Source organism: Brucella sp. HL-2 (assembly GCF_025846885.2).
In the GTDB taxonomy this organism is placed as follows: domain Bacteria; phylum Pseudomonadota; class Alphaproteobacteria; order Rhizobiales; family Rhizobiaceae; genus Brucella; species Brucella quorumnocens.
This window is the reverse complement of sequence record NZ_JAOYTK010000012.1, coordinates 17,992-37,020: the sequence shown is the minus strand read 5'-3', so window position 1 is coordinate 37,020 and position 19,029 is coordinate 17,992. Positions and strand designations below refer to the sequence as shown.

The window sequence follows — 19,029 nt, the reverse complement described above, 5'->3', positions numbered from 1 at the left end:
CAATGAAAACCGAAGACGTCCTTGCTGTCTTCCGCGAAGCGGGAGCGATCCTTGAAGGCCATTTTATTTTAACCTCTGGCCTGCGCAGCCCTATCTTCTTGCAGAAGGCACGCGTTTTCATGCATGCCGACAAGACCGAAAAGCTCTGCAAGGCATTAGCCGAGAAGATCAAGGCGGCTGGCCTCGGACAGATCGACTATGTCGTTGGACCTGCAATCGGCGGGCTTATTCCGTCCTACGAAACCTCGCGGCACCTTGGGGTGCCGTCGGTCTGGGTGGAACGCGAGAATGGTGTATTCCGTTTACGTCGTTTCGATGTGCCGAAAGGATCGCGCGTCGTGATCGTGGAAGACATCGTCACCACGGGGCTTTCGATTCGCGAAACCATTGATTGCATGAAGGACGTTGGCATCGAAGTCGTAGCCGCCGCTTGTATCGTGGATCGTTCAGCGGGCAAGGCAGACGTCGGCACAAAGCTTATCTCACTTGCCGAATATGCAGTGCCAGCCTACTCGCCAGACAATTTGCCGCCAGAATTGGCTGCAATCCCTGCGATTAAGCCAGGTAGTCGCAATATTTAAGCGGCTCCTACTATTGTATTGATTTTACTAGACGCGATTTCCACCCTGCGGCGAAATTGCGCTTTGCGGTATTTGTTTTGCACCCTTAATTTAGGGGGAAGGGCAAGCCCATGCCCATCCCCCTGTTTAGGAATATGTCGTGGCTGTTGCGCCTCTAATTTTTGATCCAAAATCTCCATATCGGGCTCCATGCGGTGTGTGCGTTGATTGCGATGTACGTCGTATGGCGGTTTGCTCTGCACTCGATGACGGCGATCTTGGCGCGCTTGAAGCTATCATGACTTCCAAGAAGCTTGATGCAAACGAAATGCTAGTGGAAGAGGGCGATCCGAAACGCCGAGTTTTCAGCCTGACTTCGGGCATGTTGCGCATCTATACGTCGCTGCCTGATGGGCGCCGCCAGATTGCCGGTTTTCTGGTTCCTGGCGACTATCTCGGTCTGGCTGACGATGATGTCTATTCGCAATCGGCGGAGGCTGTTGTCCCTTCGGTCCTTTGCGCCTTTTCTTCCAAGGAAATGGAAGCATTGATGGTTAGCTTTCCGAAGCTCAGGGAACGTCTTCACCAGATGACGCGTGAAGCGCTGCGCACTGCGCGCGACAACCAGCTTGTGCTGGGGCGTCTTGCTCCGGTGGAAAAGCTTGCGAGCTTTCTTTTGGTTTTGGCCGCGCGTGCTGAAAAGCGAGGCGATAGGGCCAATCTCGTTCATTTGGCGATGAACCGTACGGATATTGCCGATTATCTCGGCCTGACGATTGAAACTGTCAGCCGCAGCTTTACCAAGCTAAAGACACAGGGCCTGATTCAGTTGCTTGATGCAAACACCGTCGAGATATTATCGCGTCGCTCACTTGCAGCCGTTGCCGGAATGGATATTGAAGCCATCTGAGCAACTCTCCACTTGGAGAATGTTTCAAAAGAATAGATAGAGCGGTTCCAAAACTTAAGTCGTAAACCAAGCCGCTCTGATCGCCATTTATTTGTTTTCATTTCGTTGATTTAAATCAATGAAGGTTTCTTGAACCGCCACTACACCTGATCGTGGAAATTGACGCAGCACAGTCAAATGCTGCTCTGTCTTAACGAGGTGAACAGGTGTCATTGTGGCTGGCAAATACAATATCGGCTGTCAAGTATGTGGGCTTCCTTGCCGCATCATGCCGACTTGCCCCGCAGAATGCCCGTTTGCGTCCTCGTCCAGTACGCGTAGTAGCGACAGGTTATCACCAGAACGCAAAACGCGCGGGGCGGAATCATCATGCATGAAGCCACGATAAGACGTTATGCAGCACTTGCTGTTCCGCGCTATACATCATTCCCGACCGCTGCAGATTTCGCGCCAGTCACGCCGGGCAGCACCCGCAGTTGGTTGCGCCAGATCGGCCCGGAAGAAAGCGTCTCGCTTTACATCCACGTGCCGTACTGCAAAGAGATTTGCCACTATTGCGGCTGTCATTCCAAAATGGCGGTCCGCGAAGATGTCATCGAGAATTTCGTTGTCGCGCTGTTAAGCGAGATTGAAACAGTAAACACAAGCCTGACAGCTCGTCCAAAGGTTGTGCATCTACATTGGGGCGGGGGCACTCCTTCTATTCTGCATACCACGCAGTTCAAGCGCATTATGGCGGCTTTGAGTCTGGCGTTCGATTTCGATCCAGATATGGAACATGCGATTGAGCTCGATCCGCGTACGGTCAATCCTATTCTGGTGAAGACCTTGGCGTTGATAGGCGTAAACCGCGCCAGCCTTGGCGTGCAGGATGTCGATCCCGATGTGCAAAAGGCTATTGGCCGCATTCAGCCTATTGAAACGGTAATAAGAGCCGCGACGCTGCTGCGTGAAGTGGGCATTGATAGACTGAACTTCGATCTGATCTATGGTCTGCCGCTTCAGACGGTGAAAAGTCTTCGCGAAACCTGCGAGCGCGTTGCGGCGATGACACCTGATCGCATTGCCTGCTTTGGTTATGCGCATCTGCCACAGCGTCGTGCCAATCAGCGACTGATTGATGAAAGCATTCTGCCCGATGCCGACGAACGGTTCGCACAGGCAAGTGCTGTTGCTGAAAGTTTTCTTGGCTTCGGCTATCAGCCGGTTGGCATAGACCACTTTGCATTACCGGACGATACCCTGGCCATTGCAGCAGAAAATGGCACGTTGCATCGCAACTTTCAGGGATACACGACGGATCGTTGTCATACGTTGATTGGGTTTGGCCCCTCATCGATTTCGCAATATCCAGCTGGTTACACGCAGAATATTTCCGATGTCGGGCAATACAGCAAGCGCGTCGTGGCGGGGGATCTTGCAACTGTGCGTGGCTATACAATGCGCGACACTGACAGACTTCGTGCAGGTATTATCACCGCGCTTATGTGCAACTTCCGCGTTGATCTGAACATAGCCGCTCCGGGCGTCGAGTTCTCCGACGAGCTGGCCTTGTTGCGCCCACTGGTGGCTGACGGTCTGGTGGAAGTGCGCAACGGCGTCATCAGCGCAACAGAAGATGGAAAGCCGCTGATCCGCTTGGTAGCAGCGACATTTGATGAGTTTCGCAGAGAGAGCATGCACGGCTTCAGCTTCGCCGTGTGAGAGATTGCGCACTTTGCGGCAAAGGCATCGCAATGTGCGCCAGAACAAAGAAGTAGGGTGCATTTCACTCTATTCAGAGCTGCCGCTGCACCGGGCCGTCAAAAGGTCAGTGGCATCAGGAGCACCGTTCGTTGGGGGATGAACGGTGCTCCACTTTTTTAAACTATCGATGCGTCCTTATCGAGCTTTCTCGATCTTCGGCAGGAAGATAGTCAGCAATCCGAGAAGGGGAAGATAAGAGCATATCTGATAGACAAACTCGATGCTCGTCCGATCTGCCACCACACCCAGCGCCGCTGCCGCAATGCCGGCGATGCCGAATGCAAGGCCGAAGAACAGTCCTGACACCATTCCCACACGTCCCGGCAGCAACTCTTGTGCGAAAACAATGATTGCAGGGAAGGCGGAAGCCAGCACGAAACCGATAATAACAGTGAGAACGGCTGTTACTTCGAGGTTCGCATAAGGCAATGCCAGCGTGAACGGAACGATGCCGAGGATCGAAACCCAGATCACGGTGCGCGTACCGATCTTGTCGCCGATAGGACCACCGACAATTGTGCCCGCTGCAACCGCACCGAGGAACAGGAACAGCAGCAACTGCGATGCCTGAACGGTCACGCCGAAATGGCTGATCGTATAAAAGGTGTAGTAGCTCGTGAGGCTGGCCATGTAGACATACTTGGTAAAGATCAGCATGGCGAGCACAGAGATCGACGCAATAACCTTGTTGCGCGGCAATGGCAGTGTCTTGTCAGGCTTCGGCTTGCTCTTATTAGCGAGATTGTGCTGGTTGTACCAGTTTCCGACATACCAGAGCAGCGCCATGCCAATCAGTGCTGCGATCGAGAACCACGACACGCTGGCTTGTCCAAAGGGCAGAACGATAAAAGCTGCAAGCAACGGGCCGATGGACGAGCCGAAATTGCCGCCCACCTGGAACATCGATTGTGCGAAACCATGACGACCACCGGATGCGAGACGTGCAACGCGAGCGGCTTCCGGATGGAACACAGATGAACCGAAGCCAATGAAGGCTGCACCGAGAAGCAGAACCGAATAGTGATGCGCGGACGCAAGTAGGATCAAACCGATCAGCGTGCAGCCCATACCGAATGGCAATGAATAGGGCATAGGACGACGGTCGGTATAGATGCCGACGATTGGCTGCAAAATTGAAGCCGTGACCTGAAAGGTGAAGGTGAGCAAGCCGATCTGCCAGAACGACAGGCTGTAATTGTCCTTGAGCATCGGATAGATGGCCGGAAGGAGCGACTGCATCATGTCGTTCAGGAAGTGGCCCATACTCGTGGCCAGAATAATGGCGAGAACCGTATTGTTTGCGCCAGTGTTTGAAGGCTGCTCGGCAGCACTCATGCTCATAGTCCTACTCCGAAGATAATCCGTGAGGGAAATTTCCTCATAATTTGCGTTGGTTGGGCAGGGAGCCCAATTCGAATGTTTTCGAATATTTCTAACCTGACCCCTTCATAATTATATTGTTTCGCGCCTGCTTTCGTGATTTGGTCCATTACTTTCGAGAGTGGGCCAAAGCAGATGAAGCTGAAATCGCCACCGGGGCTCTTGTTGCCGGGCAGTGAGGACCTGCAAAAGTTCCATGAACAGCGCATTGAGATGCTGGAACACTTGAGCGGACCGGTGATCGCGCTGCCGACGAAATATCCGGATGGCTATTTTGTACCGCGTCACAGCCACAGTCGAGCGCAGCTCTTGTGTGCTTCACAAGGAGTGGTTCTGGTCACGACGGATGCCGGTCGCTGGTTGATCCCTGGGGATCATGCCATGTGGATTCCGGCTGGTGTAAAACATTCCGTCGAAATTGTCGGCGATGTCTTTATGCGCTCAATCTATATTGCGCTCGACGCCATTTCGGGTGTGCCCGACTATTTGCACGTGGTTGGCATGACGGACCTGATGCGTTGCCTCATCATCGATGCGACGTCGGTCGACAGCATCCCTGAGCCGGGCAGTCGGGATGCTTTGGTGATTGAGTTGATCCTCAGAGACTTGCACACCTTGCCACAAAGGCCGCTCGGACTGCCTTTTCCGGCCGATCCGCGTTTGCAAAATCTCTGTCGTCAATTCGTGAAAAAGCCGTCAGCGCGCGCGACAATCGATGAATGGGCGGATCGTATGGCGATGAGCCGACGCTCATTCACTCGCCACTTTCAGCGCGAAACAGGCGTGAGCTTGTCAGTGTGGCGCCAGCAGGCCTGCCTTTTTGCAGCAGTTCCGCGCCTTACGGAAGGCGAAGCGGTCACAAGCGTGGCGCTTGATCTGGGCTATGACAGTGTTTCCGCCTTTACGACAATGTTTCGCCGTATGCTGGGTGTATCACCGAAGTTCTATTTGCCGCGTCTTGATGGAGCGCCGTTTGAGCGCAGCGATAGGATCTCTGCTGCATCTCTTGAACAATAATAACAATTGTCTCGGTGCGTAGAGAACAGTATGAGAAGTTTATGTTATTCCAACGTCGAAATCCGCCGACCCGCAAAGAGCGCCTAAGGCTGCTGGTCTGGCCGCGTCGTTCATTCGCTCGCTCGTTTAAATATGGTGGCAAGCGCGTGCTACGCATTACTGCGTCTCCACATGCGGTGGCTGCAGGTCTGGCTGTTGGCGTTTTCTCGGCTTTTACGCCGTTTTTTGGTTTTCATCTGATTATAGCAATTGTTCTGGCTTATTTTCTGGCCGGTAATATTGCTGCAGCAGCGCTGGGAACCACGCTTGCCAATCCGCTGACGCTCCCGTTCATCTGGGGCAGCACTTATGAGCTTGGCCGCTTTGTCATCAGCGGCGATATTGAAAGCGCGCCGCCTTTGCATCTGGGACATGCTCTTCAGACGATGAAGTTCGGAGAAGTCTGGACACCTCTACTCAAGCCGATGTTGTTCGGCTCGACCATATTGGGCGCAGTTTTTGCGGTGGTCGCCTATTTTGTGACGCGCTTTGCGGTCACTGCTTTCCGTCGTCGCAGGCTCGAACGACTTGCTGAAAAGCACAACAAGCACCATGTCCGGGGGCCGCAGAAAATATGATCATCGGCATTGGTAGTGATCTGATTGATATCCGCCGCATCGAAAAGACCCTTGAGAAGCACGGTGATCGTTTCACCCAACGTGTTTTTACCGAGCTAGAACAAGCAAAATCAGATGGCCGCAAACAGCGCGCTGCATCCTATGCAAAGCGTTTTGCCGCAAAAGAAGCTTGTTCCAAGGCGCTTGGCACTGGTCTTTCGAATGGCGTTTTCTGGCGTGATATGGGGGTTGTCAATACACCTTCGGGCAAGCCGACCATGCAGCTCACCGGCGGCGCGGCTGAGCAACTGAAACGCATGCTGCCAAAAGGCAAACGCGCTGCCATACATCTGACAATTACCGATGATTTTCCTCTTGCGCAGGCTTTTGTCATTATCGAAGCGCTGCCAGAAACCGAATAATGCATGCTGCGGAAAAGCGAAAACGCCTTTCCGATAGCGGCATGCGCCAAACAATTGCGATTGTGGCAGGTAAACTCCTGCTCATAATCGTGCGAGGTAGCGGTGATTGGATTGCTTCGAGCAACCTTAGCCGTTATTAGATCGCACATCGGCAAGCGGAGATACAATGAGCGTGTCCAGCAAAAGTGAAACTAAAAAATCAGGCGGCCTTGGCGAAACCGTCAGCGTTATCGTGCAAGCTCTCCTGCTGGCACTGATTATTCGCAGCCTGCTTTTCCAACCTTTCAGTATTCCGTCCGGCTCCATGCGCCCAACGCTACTGGAAGGCGACTATCTGTTCGTATCGAAATATGCCTATGGCTATTCGCGCTATTCACTGCCGTTCGGTCTTGACCTCTTCTCCGGTCGTATTTGGGGAACTGAGCCCAAGCGTGGTGACGTCGTAGTGTTCAAGCTGCCCAGCGACACCAATGTCGATTACATCAAGCGTGTGATCGGTCTTCCAGGTGATCGCGTGCAGATGCGTGGCGGCGTTCTCTACATCAATGATGTGGCTGTTAAGCGCGAGCGGGTTGGCACAATCGACAATCCTGATGTGACCGAAGTCAATCGTCCAGTTGAAGTCTACCGCGAGACACTGCCGAATGGTGTGACTTACGATACGCTTGATCTGGCACCAAATTCTATCGGTGACGATACGCGCGTATTCGAAGTGCCTGCCGGTCATTATTTTATGATGGGCGACAATCGCGACAACTCGCTCGATAGCCGTTTTGGCGTTGGTTATGTGCCTTTTGAAAATCTGGTCGGTCGTGCAAACATTATTTTCTTCTCGATTGCAGACAAGTCGAGCCCGCTCGAAATCTGGAAATGGCCATCTGATGTTCGCTTTAGCCGCCTCATTTCTTGGGTGAGTGGTGAGCCGCATACTGCCGTAACCGGAAACTGAAATGGTCTCCGAGAATAAAACAGCAGCAATTCTGGAGGAGCGCACGGGACACCGTTTTCTCAATCTGAAACGGTTGGAACGTGCGCTCACCCATTCGAGCGTCCAGGCACCTTCACGTGCCAATTATGAACGGTTGGAATTTCTTGGCGACCGCGTGCTTGGTCTCGTGGTTGCTGAGATGCTTTTCGAAGCCTTTCCAGATGCGCCGGAAGGGGAATTGTCAGTTCGCCTTAATGCGCTGGTCAATGCCGAAACCTGCGCCGCAATTGCCGATGAGATTGGTCTTGCCGATTTGATCCATACCGGCTCCGACATCAAATCCCTCAATGACAAGCGTCTGCTTAATGTTCGTGCCGACGTCGTCGAAGCATTGATTGCGACCATTTATATGGACAGCGGACTGGAAGCAGCACGCGGTTTCATCAAACGCTATTGGCAGAAGCGGTCTCTTGAGACCGGAGCCGCACGTCGCGACGCAAAAACAGAACTACAGGAATGGGCGCATCAGCAAGGCAATGTGCATCCTGTCTACGCAATTGTAAGCCGCAGTGGCCCTGATCATGATCCGCTTTTTACAGTTGAAGTGGCCGTGAAGGGATTTGCGCCCGAAACAGGCGAGGGGCGTTCCAAGCGCATTGCTGAGCAGGCTGCCGCAGAAGCAATGCTTTACAGGGAAACTGTCTGGAAGCGGGACAGTTCTGCGTGACGCGTGAATCAGCATTCTTTTAGAGCGCCTTGTGCTCTGCCGGGTGCGCAAAGGTCGCTCTAACAGTTAATTTTGCCGCATAATTTTACCCTAAACTGATCCGAGTTTAAGGAATTATGCAGTAAGTGAAATTCGGCTATAATCGGATCAACAGCGACAGTGGTGGGCCGTCGCATCGGCAGAGCGGTTTGGGCGAGGACCGTTTCCTGCTGCCAAGATTACATAGAGCAATTCCAGCGAAAGTGGGGACCGGTTTACGCCGGGAATTGCGCAAAACAAAAGATAGGGCGATGCCTGTTCTTTCAAGAACAAGTCCGCTCTCAAAAGGATAAGCAATGAACACTCCGACGACGCCGTCAGCCGGCGAAACTGAAACCGGACAGACCCGTTCAGGCTTTGTTGCGCTGATTGGTGCGCCAAATGCCGGAAAATCCACGCTGGTCAACCAGCTCGTGGGTACGAAGGTTTCCATCGTCACGCATAAGGTGCAGACAACGCGTGCACTGGTACGCGGCATTTTCATCGAGAACAACGCACAGATCGTGCTCGTCGATACGCCCGGTATTTTCCGGCCTAAGCGCAGGTTGGACCGCGCGATGGTCACAACGGCCTGGGGGGGCGCGAAGGATGCAGATATCATCCTCGTTATCCTCGACGCGCAGGGTAGCCTGAACGAGAACGCCGAAGCGCTTCTCGAAAGCATGGTCAACGTGCGCCAGAAGAAAGTGCTGGTTTTGAATAAGGTAGACCGTGTTGAGCCGCCAAAGCTGCTTGAACTTGCGCAGAAGGCAAATGAAAAGGTCGCCTTTGACCGCACCTTCATGATCTCGGCGCTCAATGGTTCGGGCTGCAAGGACCTCGCAAAGTTCCTGGCGGAGACCGTTCCGAACGGCCCATGGTATTATCCTGAAGACCAGATTTCGGACATGCCGATGCGCCAGCTTGCGGCGGAAATTACCCGCGAAAAGCTTTATCTGCGCCTGCATGAAGAATTGCCTTATTCCTCGACGGTAGAAACTGAACGCTGGGAAGAGCGTAAGGACGGCTCGGTGCGTATCGAGCAAGTGATCTATGTCGAGCGCGAAAGTCAGAAGAAGATCGTTCTCGGACACAAAGGCGAAACGATCAAAGCGATCGGACAGTCAGCACGTAAAGAGATCAGCGAAATTCTGGAACAGAATGCGCATCTCTTCCTGTTTGTGAAAGTCCGGGAAAACTGGGGCAATGATCCTGAACGCTATCGTGAAATGGGCCTCGATTTCCCGAAGTAACCCAACAGGAATCGGGTAAACATTTATCCTTGGAATGGCGTGATAGCCGCGCATAATTCAGAGAATCGTTCGGTTTTGGTATAGAATTATGCGCAAAAAGGAATCTGGTAAAACACCTCTATGGAATGGCGCGATGAAGGCATAGTTCTCGGCACACGGCGACATGGCGAAACGAGCGCCATTGTCGAAGTGATGACGCGTGAACATGGCCGTCATATGGGTATGGTGCGCGGCGGGCGCTCCCGCCGCATGCAGCCGCTGCTCCAGCCCGGCAATCATGTCGATTTGGCATGGTGGGCACGGTTGGACGAGCATCTGGGCAGTTTTACAATTGAGCCACTTGGCTTTGCGGCAGCGCGCCTTATTGAAACGCCTGTTGCTCTTTATGGTATCCAGCTTGCGGCTGCGCATTTGCGGCTTCTGCCAGAACGCGACCCGCAAGGCGCGCTTTATGAAACGCTGCGCCTTATCATCGAGCATTTCGATGATCCTCTTGCATCTGGTGAGTTGCTTCTGCGATTTGAAGTGATGATGCTTGAAGAGCTGGGGTTCGGTCTTGATCTTAAGGAATGTGCAGCCACCGGCGTTCGCGAAAATCTGATTTATGTGTCGCCCAAATCAGGACGTGCGGTCTGTGGTGATGCAGGAGCGCCTTGGGCTGACAAGATGTTACCATTGCCCGCCTTCGTTAACAGCACATCGGTACGCCCCTCCTGCTACGACGATCTCAACGATGCTTTCCGAATGACAGGTTTTTTCTTCCTGCGCCATGTGTGGGAACCTCGTGCACAAACCCCACCCGATGCACGCGGCGGGTTTTTGAATGCGATAGCGCGCACAATTAGTTTGCAACAGGCAGGCTGAACACGTTGCCCTCGAAGGCATCTTTGCCGCGTCCGATGGCGCGAATAGCTGCGACCATGCGTCCCTTGCGAGCGAGTATCTCGTCGGCCAATTCTATCAGGCGCATATTGGGTGTGGCAGACGGTGAACGCTCACGCAATGTTCTAGCGAGCTGAGCTTCATCAAGCTGTGCGTCAAAAGACAGTGCTGCGATATAGGCCGCCGCCGTCGAACGCGATACTCCTGCATAACAGTGGATCAGCAACGGCCTGGCCCTATCCCAAGTGGACGTAAATTTCAGCAACTGTTCGACATGAACGCTTTCCGGCATCACCAGCCCATCGCGTGGTTCAACAATATCATTGAAGATAAGGCTGAGACGTTTCGTGGTGCCAGATGTTGAAGGCACATCACCGCTGCTAAGCGTTACCATATGGCTCGGCTGATGCAATTCGATTTGGGCTTCGAACTTTGAGAGCGGACTGACCACGATATAAGTCATGGTCTACTTCTTTCGGGCCTGGTCTAAAGTAGCAAATCGAGCGAGAAAGTCGTCCTGAACGCTTTGCGTCGGCCGCGGGGTAATATCGAGCCCAGCTGGATCAAATCCTCGTGGGCGTCCAAAATACTTGATAGCCTCAGCTTCCGTAAATCCTGCAAGCCGTGTCGCCTCAAAATAGGCAGCCACCTGATCAGCCCGCTTGATCAGCCTCTTGAGCGATGCGGATATGGAAGCTGGCAGGGAAAAACGTAAGTGAATGGCACTTTCCAGTCGATCTTCAATCAGTTTGTAGTTGCCGCCCATCACCGCCTTGAACGGCGAAATCATATCGCCAATGACGTATTCTGGACCATCGTGTAGAAGTGCGAGCATCTGCCATTCAATGCTGGCATCGGGAACAAGTCGGTTGAAAATCTGCTCAACCAGCAGTGAATGCTGTGCCACCGAATAAGCGTGCTCGCCAACAGTCTGTCCGTTCCAACGCGCAACGCGTGCAAGCCCATGCGCGATATCTTCAATCTCTATATCAAGTGGCGACGGGTCGAGCAGATCAAGCCTGCGTCCAGACAGCATACGCTGCCATGCGCGATCTTTGCCCGAAGTGCGGTCTGCTGCTGCCATTAAGCTTTATCCGCTTCAGTCGTTGGGAACGTGAAGGCCACATGCGGCGGCAAGAGAAGCGTGATTTCGATCTCACCAGCCATAATGGCCGCGCTGGAATCGAGCGCATCTTTCACCCTATCAATCCTTGCAAGGGCGAGGCCTATCTTGCCAGAAGAACTGCCAAGTGTTCCGATTTCGCGTCCATTGACCGTAATCGACGTACCCATGGCGGGGAGCGGCGTGTCGGATTTTACGACGAGCACACGGCGGCGAGGCGTACCGCGATGATGCATGCGTGAGACGACTTCCTGCCCGATGAAACAACCTTTCGGGAAGGTCACACCCCCCGTCTGGTCGAAATTGATGTCGTGCGGGAAGACGTCATTATAGGCGAAGTCAGCTTCGCCTTCGGCAATGCCATACTCGGCACGAAGCGCGATCCATGCGCTCTCGTCGCTAATGTCGCCAGCTTTTCCATAGATGCGAATAACGTTCAGCTCTTCCGGAAAGCGGGTATCGCGCTTGCCAGATTGCCAGATTGAATCATCTTCTGAAGAAGCGGAATCAGTCTGCCAGCAAACGCTGACAAGTGATTCTGGCGATTGGATAATTTCTGCTTTGGCGCGCAGACGATAGAGCGTCATCCGCTTGGCAAAATCGGCAGCGATGCCCGCTGGCATATCGAACCGAAGCCCGTTGTTGATGCGCGACACGAGGAAGTCGAACATGATCTTGCCTTGCGGAGCGAGCAGTGCGCCCGGTTTCAGTTCATTGGCACCGAGCTTATCGAGATTGGTCGTAATCACCGCCTGTACGAATTTTTCCGCGTCTTCGCCTGTGATATGAACCAGTGCTCTGTTGGAAAGATTGATCGTTTCCGCTACCGTCGCCATCGCTTCTTCCTTGCCTTTATAATCATCGTTACGTAAGCCGCATTGAAAAGGCTCGCAAGTCCCATTCAGCCAGCAGGAGACAACAATGGTCCAAACGTTTGATACGATCCTGAAAGGTGCAACCATCGTCAACCATGACGGTATAGGTCGGCGCGACATTGGCATTCGTAACGGACGCATCGAGGCGATCGGGTCGCTTTCGGCCAATTCCGCTGGCGAAGTGATCGATTGCACTGGCCTGCATATCCTGCCAGGCGTCGTTGATAGTCAGGTTCATTTCCGTGAGCCGGGACTTGAGCATAAGGAAGATCTGGAAACGGGTTCGCTTGCAGCCGTTCTGGGTGGCGTTACGTCAGTTTTCGAAATGCCGAACACCAAGCCGCTGACAACCTCTGCCGAAACGCTGGAAGACAAAATCCGTCGTGGCCGTCATCGTATGCATTGCGATTTTGCATTCTGGGTCGGCGGAACGCGTGAGAATGCCAATGATGTTGCAGAACTTGAGCGTTTACCAGGCGCTGCTGGCATCAAGGTTTTTATGGGCTCATCGACCGGCAACTTGTTGGTTGAGGACGATGACGGTGTTCGTTCCATTCTGAAAAATACGCGCCGTCGCGCAGCGTTCCATTCGGAGGACGAATTCCGTCTGAAAGAACGTGAAGGTCTGCGGGTTGCTGGCGACCCATCAAGTCATCCTGTTTGGCGCGATGAAACTACCGCACTGCAATGCACCGAACGTCTGGTGCGTATCGCACGCGAAACCGGCGCGCGCATTCACGTGCTGCATATTTCGACGGCGGAAGAAATCGACTTCCTGCAAGGTCATAAGGACGTGGCGACCTGCGAAGCCACTCCGCATCATCTCACACTGTCGGCTGACGAATATGCGACGCTCGGCAATCTCATTCAGATGAACCCGCCGGTACGCGACAAGCGCCACCGTGACGGCGTCTGGAAGGGCGTTGATCAGGGCATTATCGATGTGCTTGGCTCCGACCATGCGCCGCATACGCTGGAAGAAAAGCAGAAGCCGTATCCGGCATCACCTTCCGGCATGACCGGCGTTCAGACACTGGTGCCAATCATGCTCGATCATGTGAATTCCGGTAAGCTTTCGCTGGAACGCTTTGTTGATCTTTCGAGCCACGGCCCGAACCGCATTTTCGGCATGGCACGTAAGGGCCGCATTGCCGTGGGTTATGATGCCGACCTGACCATCGTCGATATGAAGCGTCGCGAAACCATCACACATGATCAGGCTGGCTCAAAGGCTGGCTGGACGCCTTATCACGGAAAGACTGTCACGGGCTGGCCGGTTGGCACTTTCGTGCGTGGCATCAAGGTCATGTGGGAAGCGGAAATCGTCAACCCGAATAAGGGCGAGCCGGTCGAGTTTCTGGAAGCCTTGCCGCGTCGTTGATAGTGGATTGATTGGCGTGAATTGTCCCATCTTTGTCCGATGACATTCTTTCGGGCTGGATTGTAGGGATTATTGTCTTCTTGTATAAATTCACAAGGAGCACAAAATGTCCGCCACTGATACGGCACTTCTGGTTATCGATGTTCAGGAATCCTTCCGCCATCGCCCTTATTATCGTGATGAGCATGTTGCTGCTTACATCGAGCGTCAGCAGGCTCTGATCGACGGCGCGAAGCGCAAGGGTATCCCCGTTGTGCAAATCTTTCATGTTGAAAATGAAGGACCGTTTTCTGAAGCTTCGGGCTTCGTGAAAGCGCTGGCACCGATCACGATCGAGCCGGATGCCGTTTTCCGCAAGCGTCGCCATAGCGCACTCGTTGGGTCGGGGCTTGATGTGTGGCTTATTTCCAACGGAATCAGACGGGTTATCGTTTCCGGAATCCGTACTGAACAATGCTGCGAGACGACGACGCGACACGCTTCTGATCTGGGTTTCGATGTAGATTACGTCGGCGAGGCGACCCTCACATTTCTGATGACCGATGTGAATGGTCGCGAGTGGAGTGCCGCCGAAATCCGTGCCCGTACCGAGCTGGTACTCGCAGATCGTTTCGCGCGGATTGCAACGGTCGAACAAGCTCTTGCAGGCAGGGCAGAACGGAAAGCTGCATGAACCAAACCGTTGACAGCCACAAAACTGTCCGGGTCTTTGTCGTTGTCCCGCCACGCACGCTTTTGCTTGATGTGGCGGGGCCGATAGAGGTTTTGCGTAAGGCCAATCTTGAGCAGAGCGAAGTGCAGTTTGAGGTGACATTTATCGGGTCATCGCAGACGGTGTTGAGTTCAATTGGCCTCACGATTGCCAATATTGAGCCTCTGCCAGAAAATCTACCGGACGGCGCGTTGGTCGTCATCTCCGGCTCGGCGGATGTCCCATTAGGAGGTGTCGGCAACAGTCGCGAAGAGGACAATGTTCTTGAAGCGCAGATTGTAAGTTGGATGCGGCGCGCTATCCGTCCCGGCATCAGGTTGGTTTCAATCTGTTCGGGCGCGCTTCTGGCGGCACGCGCAGGTTTGCTTGATGGTTATGCTTGCACAACCCATCATTTGGCGATTGATGAACTGAACCGATTGGCCCCGACATCACGCGTCTTGCAAAATCGGTTGTTTGTGGAAGATCGGGATCGGCTGACAAGTGCGGGTATCACCTCGGGCATCGATCTCATGCTGCATATCGTGGCAGAAATTGCAGGTCATGCATTGGCATTATCAATTGCGCGTTATCTGGTCGTCTACTTGCGCCGCAGTGGGGGAGATCCACAGCTTTCGCCTTGGCTGGAAGGACGTAATCATATGCATCCAGTGGTGCATCGTGCACAGGATGCTATTGCGGAAAATCCCGCAGCCAGTTGGTCGGTGGAAAAACTGGCTGACATCAGCGGCGCAAGCCCGCGCAATCTCTCTAGACTGTTCAACGAGCACGCACATATGAGCGTGACGGACTATGCAAATAGGCTGAAAGTCAGTCTGGCCCGCGAGATGCTGCTGAATTCTGCGCTCGATATGGAAAACATCGCTCAGCGTGCTGGCTTTGCGTCCACGCGGCAGTTTCGCAGAGTCTGGGAGCGGATTTACGATGCCCCACCAAGCCGAATGCGAATGCTTGCCGCAGCTATTGATTCTTACTGAAGAATACGTTCAGGCAGGAAGGTGCCGGCGATAATCTGTTCGCGCATTTTCTCGATGAGGTCGAGAGCGCTGTCTTCGCCCGCAGAACGCATAAGTTCGGTCAAAGCTGTGGTGAAAGCAGCTTCAGCAAGAATTTCAGGCTCGATCCCTTCGGAAATGCCGTCAGCCCAGGCTTCATTCTGGTATTCGATTGCCACGAGCTTCTTCTCGCGGGCAATCATCTCGTCCAGATCTGCTGGCATGTGTTCCATCGATTTCATCCCGGCTTGCGCCCTTCTTTCTGCATTAGAACACCGTGCGCCTGAATGGGCGCACAAAGGTCGCTCTAACAGTTTAATTTGTGCAGTCGCTGGTTTCTCACCACTATCGGGAGTGCAAACGCATGCAGCCTGACTGTCGCTTTAAGACAGTGTTAACAGATTACAGCGGATTTAAATGAGGCAATTTATGCCCATCCGCACAAGACTGAATAATTGGTTAATTGCCATAACGCGATATGATCTCGTTCGACAAGCTTTCTCCCTCTTTCATGTAGCGGTCAATCGCCGCAAGAGCAGAAGGCGTACAGCGGACATAATTGTCGCTGAAAGCACGATATCCATGGTTGAAACTGGAAACGAGGCGCAACCGGTCTGCTTCACCGGGATTTTCAGCCGCAATAATGGCGTCCATCCGGTCTCGCCACTCGCTGCTGGTTTCTCCACAAAGATTACGCAAATAGTGGAGGGAGCCGAGAACTTCTGCAATGCGCAGCATTTTGCCCTCATAAGGAGCATCCTGCGCAGAAAGGGCCGGGGAAACCATACCCAGCCACGAACTTACCACCAACAGGGCCACCAAGAGGGAAAGCCAGTTGCTTTTCAAAAGTAACCTCTCCTTTAGAGCTGCCTTTTCGCTCGAAATCGCGGCCACTTCAAGGCGACTAGTGGATCGAATTTTACGTTTGAATCCCGACTGACGTCCACACGGTTTCCAACGTTGAATTCGAAAAATCAACTAGATTCATATACTTGGTAGTGGTCTTTTGAATTCCGAGATTTGTTTAACGTCTGTATCAAGGGATGCAAATGTCGGAATTAGACCGCTAGGTGGGTCAGGAAGTGCGATTGTCTTCCGCTTCAGCCACAGAGCGTGCCACATCCAGTGTGCTGTCGGTGACACTCGCGCTCGCCATTTCTTCCACGGTCAACCAATGGATTGCTGCAGCGTCGTCGCCTGCCTGTTCAATGCCCGAAACATCAAACGCTCGATAAACGGAAAGAAAATAGCTCTTCTCATAGGCCTTGCCTTCGAGCGCCAAATCAACCGTGATGACGTGGCTGAGCGAGCCTGCATCGAGTGCAGTTTCCTCTTTCAGCTCACGGACTGCTGCTGCCTCAGGAGTTTCACCGGCCTCAATGCTGCCTCCGGGAAAGGCGAGCCAGCCCTTCCATGGCTCTTTGCCGCGTTCAACCAGCAAAAATCGGCCATCACGACGGCAGATGAGAGAGACACCGTGGATTTGAAGAGGGGCAGGGATGACGGGAACTGTAACCATATTCAAGCTATGATCTGGTCAGCCTGCTTTGGCAACAGCAAACCCCACTTGACCATTCCGACAAAAGCCTGAACATGGCCGCCATGTGTGGACGTTTTTCTCTGACTGCAAGCCGCGAAGAAGTTGAAGCATTGCTTGGTGCGATGATTGATGAGGATTTTCCTCCCCGTTATAATATCGCGCCGACCCAGCCAATACTCTCTATTCTGGCAGGCGAAACCCCACCGCCGGGAAGCAATCGCCCCGGCCGGAGCGGTATGCTGGTTCGTTGGGGCTTTGTGCCGTCATGGGTGAAAGATCCCAAAGACTGGAATCTGGTTTTCAACATTCGCTCTGAAACTGCGGCAGAGAAGAACTCGTTTCGCGCGGCCTTAAATCATCGACGGGCCTTGATTCCGGCTTCCGGTTTTTACGAATGGCGGCGTGAGGGAAAGAATAAGGCGCAAGCCTATTGGATCAGGCCGCGCCACGGCGGGATTGTCGCTTTTGGCGCGCTGGTCGAAACCTGGAGCAGTTCCGATGGCTCGCAAATCGATACTGCGGGCATTTTGACGACAAACGCAAACGGATTGCTGCGGCCTATTCACGAACGTATGCCGGTGGTGGTGAAGCCAGAGGATTTCGCTCGTTGGCTAAACTGCAAAACCTTGCTTCCAAAAGATGTCGCCGACATTATGCGTCCAGTTCAGGATGACTTTTTTGAAGCCATTCCGGTGTCAGACAAGGTCAACAAAGTTGCCAATACTTCACCAGATCTGCAGACAAGAGTGGAAGAAAGCTTGACGTCAGAACAGTCTCTGCCAAAAAGAAAGAAAAAGTCAGGGCCGGAGGAGGATTCGGGCGACCAGCTTTCGATGTTCTGATCACTTACAGCGGCTCCACTTAAGACTGAATAGTTGGAGCCGCATAGCTCATTGTTTTATGCATTTGCCTCACGCAAAACCGCTTCGCGCTTTTGGCTCAAATGCTATAATTTCAGGAAAGTCATCCGTGTTCTCAGCAGCTTTTTCAGGCTTTTTTCTTGGTGCGTCACTTATCATCGCTATCGGTGCACAAAACGCGTTCATCTTGCGGCAAGGCCTGCTGCGACAGCATGTCTTTATTCTGAGTCTAATCTGTGCACTTTCAGACGCGCTGCTGATCGCCGCCGGTGTTGCGGGGCTGGGTACGCTGATTGCTCAATCACCAAAGCTAATCTCGTTTGTTACGCTTGCAGGCGCTGCGTTCCTGTTCTGGTACGCGTCGGTCGCATTTCGCCGCGCGTTTCATCCAGAAGCAATGCAGGTGAGATCGAACGGCAGTGTCAGCCTGAAAGCTGCAGTTGCTACCTGTCTGGCGCTGACTTTCCTCAATCCGCATGTCTATCTCGACACGGTGGTATTGTTAGGCAGTCTTTCTGCCCGCTATGAAGGTTCTGCCCGCGCCGCTTATGGTGCAGGCGCGGTGATCGCATCATTTGTTTGGTTTTTCTCGCTCGGATATGGGGCGCGTCTGTTGCAACCCATCTTTGCGAAGCCTGCGGCCTGGCGGGTGCTCGATTGCATCATCGGTGTTGTGATGGCGCTAATCGGCATCAGCCTTCTAGTCAGATTCTTTAACAGCTAGAATTGAGCTGCGCATATTGTCGTTACGGGCTTCGCCCTTACGGTTCTTCTTATTCATGAGTGCTGCAAGGAGCACGGCAGGGCCGATTTCACGATACTGATCAATCAGCTTGTCTTGTCGTGGTTGCGGTTCACTTTTAGGCATTGGTTCATTCCTCTTCCAATTACACTCACTATTTTGTGATTGATTGAGACGGAATGAAGGCTGTTTGGAGCCGGTTTTGGGGAATTCCGGTTAACAGCTGTGAAGGTTTAACACGGTTGCCGAAATACCACAGCATTCTCGGCTATCCCCAATCCAGCTCATTATTCTCGCGTATCCAACAAACAAAACCGCTTCATCCTTCTTTTGGAAATGCTTTATTTCGCTCGAACTTTTCC

Annotated in this window: 24 protein-coding genes; 15 read left to right on the top strand and 9 right to left on the bottom strand. The window is 53.1% G+C overall.

Going from position 1 to position 19,029, the window contains the following annotated elements; all coding sequences use genetic code 11:
- Positions 1-2: 2 nt before the first annotated feature.
- A complete protein-coding gene (gene pyrE / locus OIV19_RS14290; protein ID WP_264232045.1) occupies positions 3-581 on the top strand; it encodes an orotate phosphoribosyltransferase in 579 nt (192 codons plus the stop codon).
- Here pyrE and OIV19_RS14285 read toward each other — a convergent pair.
- Positions 578-760, bottom strand: a complete 183-nt coding sequence (locus tag OIV19_RS14285; protein ID WP_167388287.1) for a hypothetical protein — start codon at positions 758-760, stop codon at positions 578-580. The genes pyrE and OIV19_RS14285 overlap by 4 nt on opposite strands.
- A gap of 44 nt (positions 761-804) precedes the next feature.
- Here OIV19_RS14285 and OIV19_RS14280 point away from each other — a divergent pair, with 44 nt between their 5' ends.
- Together OIV19_RS14280 and hemN are read left to right on the top strand one after the other, a co-directional pair.
- Entirely contained in the window at positions 805-1,470 is a 666-nt protein-coding gene (locus OIV19_RS14280; RefSeq protein ID WP_264232044.1) for a helix-turn-helix domain-containing protein, read from the top strand.
- Between the two features lie 369 nt (positions 1,471-1,839).
- A complete protein-coding gene (gene hemN / locus OIV19_RS14275; RefSeq protein ID WP_264232043.1) occupies positions 1,840-3,174 on the top strand; it encodes an oxygen-independent coproporphyrinogen III oxidase in 1,335 nt (444 codons plus the stop codon).
- Positions 3,175-3,351: 177 nt separating this feature from the next.
- Here hemN and OIV19_RS14270 read toward each other — a convergent pair whose 3' ends face one another.
- Complete coding sequence (locus tag OIV19_RS14270) at positions 3,352-4,557, bottom strand: MFS transporter (protein ID WP_024897329.1); 1,206 nt, start codon at positions 4,555-4,557, stop codon at positions 3,352-3,354.
- A 204-nt stretch (positions 4,558-4,761) separates the two neighbouring features.
- On the opposite strand from OIV19_RS14270, the gene OIV19_RS14265 reads away from it, so the two are divergent.
- The 7 genes from OIV19_RS14265 to recO all read left to right on the top strand — a co-directional run bounded on the left by OIV19_RS14265 (position 4,762) and on the right by recO (position 10,421).
- Positions 4,762-5,613, top strand: coding sequence for an AraC family transcriptional regulator (locus tag OIV19_RS14265; protein WP_264232095.1), 852 nt, complete (start codon positions 4,762-4,764; stop codon positions 5,611-5,613).
- Between the two features lie 41 nt (positions 5,614-5,654).
- Positions 5,655-6,230, top strand: a complete 576-nt coding sequence (bspA, locus tag OIV19_RS14260; protein ID WP_095446314.1) for a type IV secretion system effector BspA — start codon at positions 5,655-5,657, stop codon at positions 6,228-6,230.
- The gene (gene acpS, locus OIV19_RS14255) at positions 6,227-6,631 is read left to right on the top strand and encodes a holo-ACP synthase (protein WP_095446315.1); all 405 of its coding nucleotides are present in this window, start codon (positions 6,227-6,229) and stop codon (positions 6,629-6,631) included. Before bspA ends, acpS begins: the two co-directional genes overlap by 4 nt.
- A gap of 166 nt (positions 6,632-6,797) precedes the next feature.
- Positions 6,798-7,580 (top strand): signal peptidase I, encoded by a 783-nt coding sequence (lepB, locus tag OIV19_RS14250; RefSeq protein ID WP_095446316.1) that lies wholly within the window; start codon positions 6,798-6,800, stop codon positions 7,578-7,580.
- A 1-nt stretch (position 7,581) separates the two neighbouring features.
- Complete coding sequence (gene rnc, locus OIV19_RS14245) at positions 7,582-8,286, top strand: ribonuclease III (protein WP_151091435.1); 705 nt, start codon at positions 7,582-7,584, stop codon at positions 8,284-8,286.
- 335 nt (positions 8,287-8,621) lie between these two features.
- Entirely contained in the window at positions 8,622-9,557 is a 936-nt protein-coding gene (gene era, locus OIV19_RS14240) for a GTPase Era (RefSeq protein ID WP_095446318.1), read from the top strand.
- A gap of 120 nt (positions 9,558-9,677) precedes the next feature.
- Entirely contained in the window at positions 9,678-10,421 is a 744-nt protein-coding gene (gene recO, locus OIV19_RS14235) for a DNA repair protein RecO (RefSeq protein WP_095446319.1), read from the top strand.
- Here recO and OIV19_RS14230 read toward each other — a convergent pair.
- Genes OIV19_RS14230 through ygfZ form a run of 3 tightly spaced genes read right to left on the bottom strand, consistent with a single transcriptional unit; the run spans position 10,399 to position 12,398 of the window.
- The gene (locus OIV19_RS14230) at positions 10,399-10,902 is read right to left on the bottom strand and encodes a tyrosine phosphatase family protein (protein ID WP_264232042.1); all 504 of its coding nucleotides are present in this window, start codon (positions 10,900-10,902) and stop codon (positions 10,399-10,401) included. The genes recO and OIV19_RS14230 overlap by 23 nt on opposite strands.
- A gap of 3 nt (positions 10,903-10,905) precedes the next feature.
- The gene (locus OIV19_RS14225; protein WP_264232041.1) at positions 10,906-11,523 is read right to left on the bottom strand and encodes an HD domain-containing protein; all 618 of its coding nucleotides are present in this window, start codon (positions 11,521-11,523) and stop codon (positions 10,906-10,908) included.
- Entirely contained in the window at positions 11,523-12,398 is an 876-nt protein-coding gene (gene ygfZ, locus OIV19_RS14220) for a CAF17-like 4Fe-4S cluster assembly/insertion protein YgfZ (RefSeq protein WP_151091438.1), read from the bottom strand. Before ygfZ ends, OIV19_RS14225 begins: the two co-directional genes overlap by 1 nt.
- 85 nt (positions 12,399-12,483) lie before the next feature.
- Between ygfZ and OIV19_RS14215 the strand changes: the two genes are divergently transcribed.
- The 3 genes from OIV19_RS14215 to OIV19_RS14205 all read left to right on the top strand — a co-directional run bounded on the left by OIV19_RS14215 (position 12,484) and on the right by OIV19_RS14205 (position 15,507).
- A complete protein-coding gene (locus OIV19_RS14215) occupies positions 12,484-13,818 on the top strand; it encodes a dihydroorotase (RefSeq protein ID WP_264232040.1) in 1,335 nt (444 codons plus the stop codon).
- A gap of 106 nt (positions 13,819-13,924) precedes the next feature.
- Positions 13,925-14,491, top strand: coding sequence for an isochorismatase family protein (locus tag OIV19_RS14210; protein ID WP_264232039.1), 567 nt, complete (start codon positions 13,925-13,927; stop codon positions 14,489-14,491).
- Positions 14,488-15,507 (top strand): GlxA family transcriptional regulator, encoded by a 1,020-nt coding sequence (locus tag OIV19_RS14205; protein WP_095446325.1) that lies wholly within the window; start codon positions 14,488-14,490, stop codon positions 15,505-15,507. Before OIV19_RS14210 ends, OIV19_RS14205 begins: the two co-directional genes overlap by 4 nt.
- Here OIV19_RS14205 and OIV19_RS14200 read toward each other — a convergent pair.
- The 3 genes from OIV19_RS14200 to OIV19_RS14190 all read right to left on the bottom strand — a co-directional run bounded on the left by OIV19_RS14200 (position 15,501) and on the right by OIV19_RS14190 (position 17,044).
- Positions 15,501-15,758: a hypothetical protein gene (locus OIV19_RS14200; RefSeq protein ID WP_191793042.1), complete on the bottom strand. Its 258-nt coding sequence runs from the start codon at positions 15,756-15,758 to the stop codon at positions 15,501-15,503. The two genes, OIV19_RS14205 and OIV19_RS14200, sit on opposite strands and share 7 nt — an antisense overlap.
- Before the next feature lie 226 nt (positions 15,759-15,984).
- Positions 15,985-16,311, bottom strand: a complete 327-nt coding sequence (locus OIV19_RS14195) for a TIGR02301 family protein (protein WP_095447863.1) — start codon at positions 16,309-16,311, stop codon at positions 15,985-15,987.
- Positions 16,312-16,600: 289 nt separating this feature from the next.
- Positions 16,601-17,044 (bottom strand): NUDIX hydrolase, encoded by a 444-nt coding sequence (locus OIV19_RS14190; protein ID WP_095446326.1) that lies wholly within the window; start codon positions 17,042-17,044, stop codon positions 16,601-16,603.
- An 83-nt stretch (positions 17,045-17,127) separates the two neighbouring features.
- Here OIV19_RS14190 and OIV19_RS14185 point away from each other — a divergent pair, with 83 nt between their 5' ends.
- Positions 17,128-17,907, top strand: coding sequence for an SOS response-associated peptidase (locus OIV19_RS14185; RefSeq protein ID WP_264232094.1), 780 nt, complete (start codon positions 17,128-17,130; stop codon positions 17,905-17,907).
- Between the two features lie 127 nt (positions 17,908-18,034).
- A complete protein-coding gene (locus OIV19_RS14180) occupies positions 18,035-18,649 on the top strand; it encodes a LysE/ArgO family amino acid transporter (RefSeq protein ID WP_095447864.1) in 615 nt (204 codons plus the stop codon).
- On the opposite strand, the gene OIV19_RS14175 is transcribed toward OIV19_RS14180, so the two are convergent.
- Complete coding sequence (locus OIV19_RS14175; RefSeq protein ID WP_264232038.1) at positions 18,626-18,793, bottom strand: hydrolase; 168 nt, start codon at positions 18,791-18,793, stop codon at positions 18,626-18,628. The two genes, OIV19_RS14180 and OIV19_RS14175, sit on opposite strands and share 24 nt — an antisense overlap.
- Between the last annotated feature and the right edge of the window lie 236 nt (positions 18,794-19,029).